At 61.3% G+C, this 13,036-nt stretch carries 12 protein-coding genes; 4 read left to right on the top strand and 8 right to left on the bottom strand.

Features of this window, described 5'->3' with window-relative positions:
- Positions 1-173 precede the first annotated feature (173 nt).
- Positions 174-914, top strand: coding sequence for a YciK family oxidoreductase (locus LUU92_RS08510; protein WP_071489059.1), 741 nt, complete (start codon positions 174-176; stop codon positions 912-914).
- Positions 915-1,042: 128 nt separating this feature from the next.
- On the opposite strand, the gene LUU92_RS08505 is transcribed toward LUU92_RS08510, so the two are convergent.
- Genes LUU92_RS08505 through LUU92_RS08480 form a run of 6 tightly spaced genes read right to left on the bottom strand, consistent with a single transcriptional unit; the run spans position 1,043 to position 7,206 of the window.
- On the bottom strand, positions 1,043-2,557 hold the full coding sequence (locus tag LUU92_RS08505) for an ABC transporter substrate-binding protein (RefSeq protein WP_257103448.1): 1,515 nt from the start codon (positions 2,555-2,557) through the stop codon (positions 1,043-1,045).
- Between the two features lie 35 nt (positions 2,558-2,592).
- Entirely contained in the window at positions 2,593-3,564 is a 972-nt protein-coding gene (locus LUU92_RS08500) for an ABC transporter ATP-binding protein (RefSeq protein ID WP_257103447.1), read from the bottom strand.
- Complete coding sequence (locus tag LUU92_RS08495; protein WP_257103446.1) at positions 3,561-4,517, bottom strand: ABC transporter ATP-binding protein; 957 nt, start codon at positions 4,515-4,517, stop codon at positions 3,561-3,563. The genes LUU92_RS08500 and LUU92_RS08495 overlap by 4 nt, the downstream gene beginning before the upstream one ends.
- Positions 4,514-5,371 carry an ABC transporter permease gene (locus LUU92_RS08490; protein ID WP_257103445.1) on the bottom strand — a complete coding sequence of 286 codons (858 nt, stop codon included), beginning with the start codon at positions 5,369-5,371 and terminating at the stop codon, positions 4,514-4,516. The genes LUU92_RS08495 and LUU92_RS08490 overlap by 4 nt, the downstream gene beginning before the upstream one ends.
- The gene (locus LUU92_RS08485; protein WP_092247532.1) at positions 5,368-6,315 is read right to left on the bottom strand and encodes an ABC transporter permease; all 948 of its coding nucleotides are present in this window, start codon (positions 6,313-6,315) and stop codon (positions 5,368-5,370) included. Before LUU92_RS08485 ends, LUU92_RS08490 begins: the two co-directional genes overlap by 4 nt.
- 3 nt (positions 6,316-6,318) lie before the next feature.
- Positions 6,319-7,206, bottom strand: coding sequence for a proline iminopeptidase-family hydrolase (locus LUU92_RS08480; RefSeq protein ID WP_071489053.1), 888 nt, complete (start codon positions 7,204-7,206; stop codon positions 6,319-6,321).
- A gap of 182 nt (positions 7,207-7,388) precedes the next feature.
- Here LUU92_RS08480 and LUU92_RS08475 point away from each other — a divergent pair, with 182 nt between their 5' ends.
- Positions 7,389-8,153 (top strand): LuxR family transcriptional regulator, encoded by a 765-nt coding sequence (locus LUU92_RS08475; protein ID WP_071489052.1) that lies wholly within the window; start codon positions 7,389-7,391, stop codon positions 8,151-8,153.
- Between the two features lie 92 nt (positions 8,154-8,245).
- Positions 8,246-9,178, top strand: a complete 933-nt coding sequence (locus LUU92_RS08470) for a proline iminopeptidase-family hydrolase (RefSeq protein WP_071489051.1) — start codon at positions 8,246-8,248, stop codon at positions 9,176-9,178.
- A 115-nt stretch (positions 9,179-9,293) separates the two neighbouring features.
- Here LUU92_RS08470 and LUU92_RS08465 read toward each other — a convergent pair whose 3' ends face one another.
- The gene (locus LUU92_RS08465) at positions 9,294-10,796 is read right to left on the bottom strand and encodes a nucleobase:cation symporter-2 family protein (protein WP_257103444.1); all 1,503 of its coding nucleotides are present in this window, start codon (positions 10,794-10,796) and stop codon (positions 9,294-9,296) included.
- A gap of 158 nt (positions 10,797-10,954) precedes the next feature.
- Between LUU92_RS08465 and LUU92_RS08460 the strand changes: the two genes are divergently transcribed.
- Entirely contained in the window at positions 10,955-11,788 is an 834-nt protein-coding gene (locus LUU92_RS08460) for a nucleoside-binding protein (RefSeq protein ID WP_071489050.1), read from the top strand.
- Here the strand turns inward: LUU92_RS08460 and punC are convergent.
- Positions 11,785-12,969, bottom strand: a complete 1,185-nt coding sequence (gene punC / locus LUU92_RS08455) for a purine nucleoside transporter PunC (RefSeq protein ID WP_257103443.1) — start codon at positions 12,967-12,969, stop codon at positions 11,785-11,787. The genes LUU92_RS08460 and punC overlap by 4 nt on opposite strands.
- Positions 12,970-13,036: the final 67 nt, after the last annotated feature.

The following is a 13,036-nucleotide window of genomic DNA, read 5'->3' as shown; positions in this document are numbered from 1 at the left end:
CCCCACCCTCTATGAAGATCCAATGTGGGAGGGGCTTGCGCCCGATAGCGGTGTGCCAGCCCGCACCTCTATGACTGATAGGCCCTCATCGGGGGCAAGCCCCCTCCCACAGGGGATCTTCAGTGTTTTCAGAGTTGGGGTTCATAAGCTGCTGAATTTTATCGAGGCTATTTATGTTTGATTACTCCGCGCGTCCAGACCTGCTCAAAGGCCGAATCATCCTGGTGACCGGCGCCGGTCGCGGGATTGGCGCGGCGGCGGCGAAAACCTACGCCGCCCACGGCGCTACCGTGCTGTTGTTGGGCAAGACCGAAGCCAACCTTGCCCAGGTATATGACGAAATCGAAGCCGCAGGCCAACCACAGCCGGTGGTGATCCCCTTCAACCTGGAGACCGCCCTGCCCCATCAATACGATGAGCTGGCGGCGATGATCGAGAAAGAATTCGGCCACCTCGACGGCCTGCTGCACAACGCCTCGATCATCGGCCCGCGTACGCCGCTCGAACAGTTGTCCGGCGAGAACTTCATGCGGGTGATGCACGTGAACGTCAACGCGATGTTCATGCTGACCAGTACCTTGTTGCCGCTGCTCAAGCTGTCGAAGGATGCCTCGGTGGTGTTCACCTCCAGCAGCGTCGGCCGCAAGGGTCGGGCTTACTGGGGCGCTTATGGCGTGTCGAAGTTTGCGACCGAAGGCTTGATGCAAACCTTGGCCGATGAGCTTGAGGATGTGGCAGCAGTACGCTCCAACAGCATCAACCCAGGTGGCACGCGCACCAGCATGCGCGCCCAGGCGTATCCAGGGGAAAACCCGATGGAACGGCCTGCTCCGGAAGAAATCATGCCGGTGTACCTGTACCTGATGGGGCCGGACAGTGCCGGCATCAACGGCCAGGCGTTCGACGCGCAATAACCGGCACATTGTAAAACCAAATGTGGGAGGGGGCTTGCCCCCGATTGCAGTGGATCAGTCAACAGATACAGTGACTGTCCCACCGCTATCGGGGGCAAGCCCCCTCCCACATTTTTCAGCAGTGTGGTTTAGTTTTTCACCACTTCTTCAAGGGTGAAGCGGCCCAATGGGTTCTGCAGGAAGTTGCTCACATTCTTGCGTGAGATGTTGATGTACGGGCTGTAGTACAAGTCGATCCAGTTCACATCCTGTTTCGCCAGTTTCTGCAACTCCACATACATCTGCTCACGCTTGACCGGGTCGGCCTCGATCCGTGCCTGGGCCACCAGGTCCTTGACCTTGTCGTTCCTGTAGCGGGTCATGTAGTTCTGGTTGGTGTCGTGGCCCAGCACGAAGGTGGTCTTCTGGTCCGGGTCGAGGATGTCGTTGGTCCAGTACATCACCGAAATATCGTACTCACCGTCCACCAGCATCTGCCAGCTCTGGGTCGGATCGACCTTTTGCAGGTTGGCGGTTACGCCGACCTTGGCTAACTGGTCCTTGATGATCACCGCAATCTGCTCGTCGGCTTCGTTGCCGGCGTTGACCACGTAGTTGAGCTTCAAGTCCTTCGCACCGGCCTGCTCCAGCAGCTTCCTGGCGGCGGCGGGGTCATACGGGCGCTGCAGGTTGTTGGCGTAGTGGTACAGCGAGCCCTTTGGAATGTAGGAATAGGCCACAGTGCCCTGACCGTAGGTGGCGGTCTTCACCAGCGATTGTTTGTCGATGGCCATGTCCAGCGCCTGGCGCACTTCCGGCTTGGCCAGCAACCCGTGGGCGTGGTTGATCAGCAGGTGATCTTCACGGGTGGACGGGTCGGCGTGGATCACCACGTTCTTGTCTTTCTTCAGCTCTTCAACCCGCGAGAACGGTACGAAGATCGCCGTGTCCAGCTCATTGTTCTGCACCATGCGCATGCGCGTGTTGTCGTCGGTAACGGAGACCCACTCCACGCCATCCAGGCTCACGTTCCTGGCCTGCCAGAAGTTCGGGTTCTTCTTCAGGATCACCCGATCGCCCTTGCGCCACTCGTCTACGGTAAACGCGCCGGACGTCACCGGGTTTTCCGAGTAGGCGTCTTCGCCCATCTTGGTCATGGCTTTTTCCGACAGGATCGACACCGTCGGCGACGCCAGTTGCGAGAGGAAGGCGACGGCCGGGGTTTTCAGCGTGACCACCAGGGTTTTCGGGTCCGATGCCTTGGCCGTGTTGATCAAGTTGAACGGATCAGCCCACAGCGAAGCCTTGTTGTCGCGGATACGCAGCAGGCTGAATGCCGCATCGTCGGCGGTAATGGTCGAGCCATCGGAGAACTTCGCGTCACGCAGTTTGAAGGTGTAAGTCAGGCCGTCCTTGGAGATATCCCAGCTTTCGGCCAGGCCCGGCTCCATCTTGGTGCCCAGGTTGTCCACGCGTACCAGGGTGTCGTAGACGTTGGCGAAGACCCAGGTGTCGCGGTTTTGCGCGCTTTTGATCGGGTCGAACGTGGTGCTGTCTTCACGGCAGCCGATGGTCAGGACACCGGCGGCCTGGGCGAAACCGGCGGTCAGCGACCAGGCGGTCAGTGTGGCGGCGGCGAGCAACTTCAAGTGGCGCGATTGCATGTCATAACTCCTTGTTCATGAATGGCAGGGATGGGTCAAAGCAAAGGTTCTTCAAGCACGCAACTGTATCGATGCTCGTGCAGGAAATGGGTCGGCGGCAACACCACGGAACATAGGGTGCGGGCATGCCGGCAACGCGGGTGAAAGGCGCAGCCTGTGGGCAGATTCAGTGGGCTCGGTGGTTCACCCGGCAAGGGTTCTGTCGGCAATGGCCGATGCGGATCGATCTCGGGAATCGCCTGGATCAACGCCGCCGTGTACGGATGACGTGGCGCCGTGAAGACCGCCTCCACCGGTCCTTCCTCGACGATCTTGCCCAGGTACATCACCGCCACGCGGTCACACAATCGGCGCACGATGGCCAGGTCATGGGCGATAAACAGGATCGCCAGGTTCATGCGCTGTTGCAGTTCCAGCAGCAGGTTGATGATCTGGCCCTGGATCGACACATCCAGCGCCGCCACGCACTCGTCGGCGATGATCAGGCGTGGCTCAACCGCCAGCGCCCGGGCAATGCCGACGCGCTGGCACTGGCCACCGCTGAGGGCGGCGGGTTTGCGGCTGGCGAGTTCGGGGCGCAGGCCGACCAGGTCGAGCAGTTCATTCACACGAGCTGCAACCTGCTCTGGCGCGACTTTGCGCTGCACGCACAGCACTTCGGCAATGGTTTCGCCGATGGTGTGGCGCGGGTTCAACGCAGCGTACGGGTCCTGGAAGATCATTGCGGTTTCATGCCGCAGACGAGTGATGTCGATGGCGCTGCCATGGGCCATGTCGATGCCGTCAAACAACACCTGGCCGGCGCTGATCGGGTTGAGGTGCAGGATGGCGCGGCCCAGGGTGCTTTTGCCGCTGCCCGACTCACCCACCAGCCCCAGGGTTTCACCCGCCGCCAAGTTCAGCGACACGCCGTTCACTGCCCTCACCCACTGCTTGTTCAACCCGAACACGCCGGTGCCGGACGCGGCAAACTTCACCTCAAGGTCCTTGATCTGCAACAGGCTCATGGCTGCGCTCCCAACGGGTAATGACAGGCGACCCGAGCACCTTCCGGCAACACCTCGGTGCACAACGCGCCAACCTGCGGGCAACGCGGGTTGAACCGGCAACCGGCGGGTAATGCATCCAGCAACGGCGGCTGCCCGGGGATCGTGCGCAGCAAGGCGTGACCGCTGCTGTGGGCGGGCTGGCAATCGATCAGGCCGGCGGTGTAGGGATGCTGCGGTCGATCCAGCAAGTCGTATTTGCTGCCGTGCTCGCACAGCCGCCCGGCGTACATCACGGCGATGGAATCACAGGTTTGCGCCACCACGCCGAGATCATGGGTAATCATGATGATCGACAGGCCGCGCTGGTCGCGCAATTCCAGCAACAACCGCAGGATTTGCGCCTGCACCGTCACATCCAGGGCGGTGGTGGGTTCGTCGGCGATCAACACTTTAGGGTTGCAGCCCAGCGCCACGGCGATCATTGCACGCTGGCGCATGCCGCCGGAAAACTCGTGGGGGTAGTTGTCGACCCGCGCCTGGGGATCGGGGATGCCAACCTGGCGCAACACGTCGATGGCCTGCAATCGCGCGTCTTTTTTCGACGCGCCTTGATGCAGGCGGATGCCCTCAGCAATCTGCTCGCCGATACGCATCAGCGGATCAAGGTGGCTGCTGGGGTTCTGGAAAATCATGCCCAGTTGGCCGCCACGCACGGCGCGCATGCCAGCGTCATCCAATGCCAACAGGTCCTGGCCGGCCAGCCGCACCGAGCCGCCTTGCACGCGCAGGCTGGGCGATGGCAGCAGGCGCATCAGGCCACGGCAGGCCATGGTCTTGCCTGAGCCGCTTTCCCCTACCAGGCCGAGGATTTCGCCTTCGGCCAGATCGAACGACACCCGATCGACCAGGGTTACATCGCGCCCCGCATTGTTGGCGATGACACTGAGGTCGCGCACTTGCAGCAGACTCATGAGCGGTCCCCCAACACTTGCGCCACGCCATCGGCCAGCAGGCTGAAGCCCATGGCCAGGGTCACGATGGCCAGCCCCGGAAAGGTGCAGATCCACCAGGCCGTGGTGATAAAGGCCTGCCCCTCGGCCACCATGGTGCCCCACTCGGCGGTCGGCGGTTGCACGCCCAGGCCCAGATAGCTCACGGCGGCGCCATTGAGCAGCACCAGCACCGCGTCAGACATGGAAAACACAATCGAGCCGAACATCGCATTGGGCAGCAGATGCCGGAACAGAATGCGCCCGTGGCCAAAGCCCAGGCTCTTGGCGGCCAGGGCAAACTCGCTTTCCTTGAGCACCAGGATCTGCGAGCGGATCAGCCGCGCATACGACACCCAGCCCACCAGCGCCATGGCGATGTAGAAACTCTTCAGGCCCGGCCCGAGGATGGCCATGATCGCGAGCATCAGCACCAGGAAGGGAAACGCCAGGATCACGTCGATCACGCGCATGCAAACGCTGTCGAAGCGCCCGCCGATATAGCCCGAGACCGCACCGATGAAGGTGCCGATCATGAAAGGGAAGATCACCCCGACAATGGCCAGTTGCAGGTCGATGCGAGCGCCCCAGATCACCCTCGAAAGAATGTCTCTTCCGTAGTTATCCGTGCCAAACGGATGTATAAGGCTTGGAGCGAGTAAACTGAAATCAGTGTTCTGCGCAATCGGGTCATACGGTGCAATCCACGGCGCAAACAGCGCAAGCGCCAGCCACACCAGCAGGATCGCCAGGCCCCACGCCGCCGTCAGCCGACCATTGCGCAAACCGAAACGCAGGCGCAAGCGCCACGGGGCAATCAACGGGCGGCTGCTCATTGCATCTTCACCCGTGGGTCGAGGGCCACCGTCACCACGTCAGCGATGAAGTTGACCACCACCGTCGCACAGGCCAGCACCATGGCCACGCCCTGCACCACCATGTAATCGCGGGTGAAAATGCCACGCACCAGCAATTGGCCGATACCGGGAATGGCGAACAGGCTTTCGATCACCACCGTGCCGCTGATCAGCCAGCCGATGTTCACCGCCAGCAGGTTGACCGCCGGCACCAGGGAATTTGGCAACACATGCCGACGAAAAACGGCGGTTTCCGACAGCCCACGGGCGCGGGCCGCGGTCACGTGATCGGCCTGCAACTCCATCAGCATGCTCGCCCGCAGGTTGCGCACCAGCACCGCCGATAACGCCAGGGCAATCGTCAGGCACGGCAGCACCATGTGATGCGCCTTGTCCAGCCAGGTGCGGCCGTAGCCGGACACCGGAAACAAGCCCCACTGCACACTCAGCAACAGGATCAACATCAAGCCCAGCCAGAACGCCGGCATGCCCAGGCCAACCGTGGTGAACACGCGGATCAGGTTGTCCGCCCAGCCGCCCTTGTTGCGTGCGGCCCAGGTCGCCAGCGGCACCGCGATCAGCAGCGCCAGCACCACGCTGCCCAGTACCAGCACCAGGGTGGGCTCGATGCGCGTGACAATCAGCTTGAGGGCGTCGACCTTGTACAGCAGCGATTGGCCGAGGTCGCCCTTGAGCAGGTTTTTCAGGAAGTAGAAGTATTGCTGCCACAACGGCTGGTCGAGGCCGTACTGGGCGCGAATCTTCAGCAAGGCATCCGGCGTGCTGCGCGAGCCCAGCAAGGCGCGCGCCGGGTCGCCAGGGATCGAGCGCACCAGCACAAAGGTGATCAGGCTGATGCCAAACAGCACCGGCAGCAACTGCAGCGGCCGGGACAGCACAAAACGGTAGCGCGCCAAGTTCATCCGTCAGCCTCGGTGACGCGAGAGGAAGTCCAGCAGCACCGGGAAATATGCCTGGGGCTCTTCATAAAACGGCATATGGCTGCTGTTGGGGAACACATGCAATTCGGCGTGCCGGGCCGCCATTTTCATGCGCATGGCGCAGGCCGGGGTGAGTTCGTCGTGCTGGCCGGTGGTGATCAGGATCGGCATCTTGAACGCGGCCATCTCGGGGAGGCGGTTCCAGTCCTTGAGGTTGCCGATGTAGAGGAATTCGTTGGGACCCTGCATGGTTTCGTAAGGGCCCATGTTCCAATCGTCGAGAGAGCGTCTGACCGGTGCAGGCCACTCGTCCAGCCGGCACACGTGGCGGTAGTTGAGCAAGGTAATCGCGGCCTGGTACTGCGGGTGGTCGAGGGTACCCATGGCTTCGTGACGTTGCATCATGGCCACGGTTTCGCTGCCGAGGGCGCCGCGCAGGCGCTCCAGTTCCTGGGACAGGTGCGGAATGTCGCCCACGGTGTTTTCGAGGATCAGGCTTTTCAGCGCGTCGGGGTAATGGATCGCGTATTCGATGCCGAGCCAGCCGCCCCAGGAATGCCCGAGCAAATGCACGCGGCCCAGGCCCAGGGCCTGGCGCACGGTTTCGACTTCTTCGACATAACGGCGGATTTCCCACAGCGAAACATCGGTGGGTCTGGCTGATGCGCCCGTGCCAAGCTGGTCGAATGCAACCACTCGCAGGTTATGCTCCTTGAGCCAGCCATGGGCGTCGCGCAAGTAGTCACACGGCAGGCCCGGCCCGCCGTTGAGGCACAGCAGCACCTCATCGCCTTCGCCGAAGCTGTAGACCACGAGGTTATGGCCATCGACTTGCACGTTGTACTGCTGGTCGGGGGCAATTTCACGCCACATGCATACATTCCTTGTGTTGTATCGGCCTGGCAGGTAGCGGCCGTTGATCGGCCAACACTACCGAGGATGCCGCGCGTCCATAACCTAGTATTTCTTATAGGTTTGGCCTGGCAGTCCTTCGCCGGGGCGTGGCATTCTACTTGCCGCAAGTCGAGATTCAAATGAAATCGGGAGCAGAACGGATGCTGGCCAAGCTGACTGCCTTAAATCACCGTCTGATGCCGGGCAGGAGCCTGGACGAGCAGATGGACAACACCTTTATCCTTGCCCAACAGTTGGGCTTCGACGCCTTGGTGTACGACTACACCCCGGTGCCGATCGACCAGGATGGCGCATTGATCACCCCCTCGGTGCTGCAACTGCGCAACACCCCGGCCGACTGGCATGCCTTGTGGTGCAGCGAAGGGTTCTACCAGATCGATCCGGTGCAACACCTGGCTCTGAGCCGGGTGTCGCCGTTCGTGTGGTCCTACGACGTCAAGGCCGACACCCCCCTGCAAAAGATCATCGATCCCTGCCACGCGCCGGTTTCATCCTACCTGCATGACCAGCAATTGACCTGCGGCGTCAGCGTGCCGATCCACCTGCCCCGTGGCGGCTTCGCCTCGCTGACCGGCCTGCGCACCGGCAACGCCCGCAGCGTGTTGAAGGATGCGCAGCAGACCTTGTCGGACTTCAGCCTGATTTCCCATGCCTTGCAGGAAGCGGCCTACCCATTGTTCAGCAAAGAGCTGCGCACTTACCCGCATATCCACCTGACCAAACGCGAACGTGAGTGCCTCAAATGGGCCGCCGAAGGCCTGACTGCGGCCGAAATTGCCACGCAATTGAGCCGTTCGCTGGCGGTAGTCACCCTGCACCTGGCCTCGGCCATGCACAAACTGGGGGCCAAGAACCGCGTGCAGGCGGTAGTGCGCGCCACCCATTACCGGCTGCTGGAAGACTGACACCCCGGCAAAACCTAGCTGTTTTGCTAGTTACCTAAATTTCTGCCACGCATTATCGTGTCCCTGATCCTTTTTTCAGAGCAGGGTACGAAATGGAATTCATCGAAAAAATCCGCGAAGGGTATGCGGCGTTTGGCGCCTACCAAACCTGGTACCGCGTCACCGGTGACTTGTCGAGCGGTCGCACGCCCCTGGTGGTTATCCACGGCGGCCCCGGATGCACCCATGATTATGTTGACGCGTTCAAGGACGTCGCCGCCAGTGGTCACGCGGTGATCCACTACGACCAGTTGGGCAACGGCCGCTCCACCCATCTGCCCGACAAAGACCCGTCCTTCTGGACCGTGGGCCTGTTCCTCGAAGAACTCAACAACCTGCTGGACCACCTGCAGATCAGCGATAACTACGCGATCCTCGGCCAGTCCTGGGGCGGCATGCTCGGCAGTGAGCACGCGATCCTGCAACCCAAGGGCCTGCGCGCGTTCATCCCGGCCAACTCGCCGACCTGCATGCGCACCTGGGTCAGCGAAGCCAACCGCCTGCGCAAATTGTTGCCTGAAGGCGTGCATGAAACCCTGCTCAAGCACGAAGCCGTCGGCAACTACCAGGACCCGGAATACCTCGCCGCGTCGCGGGTGTTCTATGACCATCACGTATGCCGGGTCATCCCGTGGCCCGAGGAAGTGGCGCGCACCTTCGCCGCGGTCGATGCAGACCCGACGGTGTACCACGCCATGAGCGGCCCGACCGAATTTCATGTGATCGGCAGCTTGAAAGACTGGAAATCCACTGGCCGCCTGTCGGCGATCAACGTACCGACGCTGGTGATCTCGGGGCGCCACGACGAGGCCACGCCGCTGGTGGTCAAGCCGTTCCTGGACGAAATTGCGGATGTGCGCTGGGCACTGTTTGAAGACTCCAGCCACATGCCCCATGTGGAAGAACGCCAGGCGTGCATGGGGACTGTGGTGAAGTTTCTGGATGAGGTGTGTTCGGCACAATACAAAGTGCTCAAGGCCGGCTGAATGCTCAAGCTGGATGCATTCCAATTGTGGGAGGGGGCTTGCCCCCGATAGCGGTGTGTCAGGCGCCAATCACTCAGTTGATCCATCGTCATCGGGGGCAAGCCCCCTCCCACATTCAGGCCTCGCTAGCCTCGGGTTTGGTGACCTTCCCAGGCACGTCCGCCACCAACGGGATCTCCCTGCCCTCGGCATCAAACAACTTGCCGCCCTTGAAGTAATCCCCATCGCGCAGTTCCGACACATCGCGAAAGCACAAGCTGCGTTCGGTCCCCGCCACGAATACCGACTGCTGGTCCGAATTGCCGGCGGTGAAATGGTTGAACGCCAGGTTCAGCAGGATCGCCATGATTGCCGACGAGCTGATCCCCGAGTGGAAAATGGTCGCGAACCAGCTCGGGAAGTGGTCGTAGAAGCTCGGTGCCGCAATCGGGATCATGCCAAAACCGATGGACGTGGCCACGATGATCAGGTTCATGTTGTTGCGGTAATCCACCTTGGACAAGGTGCGGATACCACTGGCTGCCACGGTGCCGAACAGCACAATCCCGGCCCCGCCCAGCACTGAAGTGGGCACCGCCGCGATGACCCGGCCCATGAAGGGCAACAAGCCGAGGATCACCAGGAACAGCCCGCCCGTGGCCACCACGAAGCGGCTCTTGACCCCGGTCACCGCCACCAGCCCGACGTTCTGGGCGAAGGCGCTCTGGGTGAACGAACCGAAGATCGGCGCGAACATACTCGACAGCATATCGGCACGCAGGCCGTTGCCCAGACGCTTGGAATCGACTTTGGTGTCGATGATTTCACCCACCGCCAGAATATCCGCCGAGGTCTCGACCAGGGTCACCATCACCACGATGCACATGGAAATGATCGCGGCCACATGGAAGGTGGGCATGCCGAAATGGAAGGGTGTGGGGAAACCGAACATCGGCCCCTGGGTCACGCCGGAGAAGTCGGCCATGCCGAGGAACACCGCAATCACGGTGCCGATCACCATCGCCAGCAGGATCGACAAGCGCGAGATGGTCGCGCTGCCTATCTTGCTCAACAGCAACACCAGCACCAGGGTCAACGCCGCCAGGCCGATATTGGACATGCTGCCGAAATCGGCGGCGCGGCTGTTGCCGCCCATGGCCCAGCGCGCGGCAACGGGCATCAGGGTCAAGCCGATGGTGGTGATCACAATGCCCGTTACCAACGGCGGGAAAAACTTGGTGATCCGCGAGAACACCGGGGTTATCAATAATCCGATAAACGACGCGGCCATTACCGCGCCAAGAATCGCCGGCACACCACCGGCGCCATCACTGCCGACAATCGCCACCATGGTTGCCACACCGGCGAACGACACGCCCTGCACCAGCGGCAACTGACAACCAAAAAACGGCAGGCCCAGGGTCTGCAACAGCGTGGCCAGGCCACCGGCGAACAACGACGCGGCGATCAGCAGGCCGATATCCGCCGGCGACAAACCCGCCGCCTGGCCGACGATCAACGGTACCGCGACGATACCGCCGTACATGGTGAGCACATGTTGCAGGCCGTAAGCCATGTTGGCGGCGACGCCGAGATTCTCATCTTCTGGCCGCTGCGGTGACGCCTTCGGGATAGTCATGGTGAGGGGTTCTCTGTTTTTGTTGTGCGGCCACTGTATGCAATGTTTGGACTGGATGTCCATAGAGTTGTATACAATCAATCGAACAAGTTACCCTCCGTCGGCGTTACAAAAACAATCCGGCCGTGATGAGCCAGAACGCCAAAGGACCCATAACAATGAAAAAGGCACTACAGGGCGCAACCGTCGCACTCACCCTCCTCGGCGGCGGGGAGGCCGTCGCGGTGGAATGGATGAACAACAGCGTAGGGTTTCGCTACGGCCAGCAGTTCACCAACCCGAACAACCCCGACGAATTCAGCAAGCGCATCTACAGTTTTACCCACGCCAGCGGCTACCGGTACGGCAGCAATTTCCTCAACCTCGATGTGTTCCTGTCCGACAGCCGCGACCCGCGCAAGGGTACGGATCATGGCGGGAGCGAGGTGTATGCGGTGTACCGTCACCAGTTGTATGCATCGCGGGTGTTCGATGTGCCGCTGGGCACTGGCCTGGTCAAGGATTACGCGCTGACGTTGGGGTTCGATGCCAACCGCAACAACAACTTCGCCTCAGCCAGGAAGCGCGCCCTGGTGATCGGCCCGACCTTGAAGTTCAACACCGTCGGCGTGCTGGACCTGAGCCTGCTGTACTACAAGGAAAAGAACCACACCGGTATCCCCGGCGCGCAGGAGTCGAACCACACGTTCGACGATACCTACATGCTCAACCTGACGTGGATGCGCCCGTTCGAGATTGCCAATCATGCGGCGAAATTCCAGGGTTTCATCAATTATGTCGGGGAAAAAGGCGAGGACTATCACGGTCGCGACACCGCGCCGGAAGCCCTGATGCGCACCGCGCTGATGGTGGCGGTGCGACCGGGCAAAAGCGTCAAGCCGAACCTGTACCTGGGGGTGGGTTACGAGTATTGGCATAACAAATTCGGCGTGGATGGCGGCCGGGGTAGCCGCACATCGACGCCGACAGTGAACCTGGAAGTGACGTTCTAGGCGGCTGCCAGTTCCGAATCCTCGGCCTTGGGCCGCGCCAGCCAGTACCCCAGCACGGCCAGCGACGCGGTCGCCAGCATCACAATCACGGTAATCAGCAGTGGCTGGTCAATCATTGACGACACCAGCAGGCTGCTGAGAAAGCACAGGCCCAATTGCAGCGTATTTTGCAGCGCCGCCGCCTTGCCGGAGTTTTGCGCAAACGGCATCAGCGCGTTCGCCACGACGATGGGGTAACTGGCACCGTTGCACAGCGCCATCAGGCAGAACGGAATCAGCAAGGTGGTAAGGCTCGGCACGGTCAAGGTCGCGACCAGGTACAACGCCACCATGCTGATGCAATACGCCAGCAGCAGCCACGGCAACAGCGTCTTGCCCTGGAAGTGTTGCAAGGCGCTGCGGCAGCTGTAGCCGCCGACCAGAAACGCCAAGGTCGGCAGCACGTAGCTCAGGCCGATGTCATTCGGACTGTAGCCCATGCCGCCCAGGATGAAGGGCGACGCCGTCAGCCAGGCGAAGAAACTGGCCGAGCACGCGGCAAAAATCATGACATTGCCGGTAAACACGCGAGACGTCAGTAACTGTCCATAACCCAGGCGCGAAGGTTCGCCCTTCGCGGCCTGACGTTTCTGCGCAGTACGCAGGAACAACGTCGGCAACAACAGCAACAACGACACACCCAGCAATACGCCGAAGATCGCCTGCCAGCCGAAGTGACTCAGCACCATCGCGCCCAACAGCGGCGCTAAAGCCGGTGACAACGACATCAGCGGCATGATGCTGGCGAACACGCGATGGGCCTTGTCGGCCGGGTAGCGGTCGATCACCAGGGCTTGCCAACTGACGGCGGCGGCGCATACGCCAATGGCTTGGATAAAACGCAATGCCAGCAACTGAGGCGCCGTTTCGACCCAGAACATGCCCGCACAACCGAGCACAAACAGGCTCAGCCCGGCGAGCAGGATCGGCTTGCGCCCCAGGCGGTCGGACAACGGCCCCCATAACAACTGCCCGACCGCAAAGCCGGCGAGGAAAATGCTCAAGCTGGCGCCTACTGCACCGGCGCCAATCTGCAAGTGCTCGCCCATGGCGCCGAACGCCGGTAAATACATGTCCATGGCGAGGTAACCGAGCATGCTCAGCCCCGCCAGATACCCAGTGAAACCAAAAGAATTTTTCATTGAAGCCTTGTTGATCCTGCCATCAAACTATTTGCTGACTGGCGCCCATTATGAAGCTGACAGTTTT

This window comes from Pseudomonas extremorientalis, from assembly GCF_024584605.1.
Lineage (GTDB): Bacteria > Pseudomonadota > Gammaproteobacteria > Pseudomonadales > Pseudomonadaceae > Aquipseudomonas > Aquipseudomonas extremorientalis.
The sequence above is the reverse complement of the archived record's forward strand: the minus strand, read 5'-3'. Positions and strand labels throughout refer to the sequence as shown.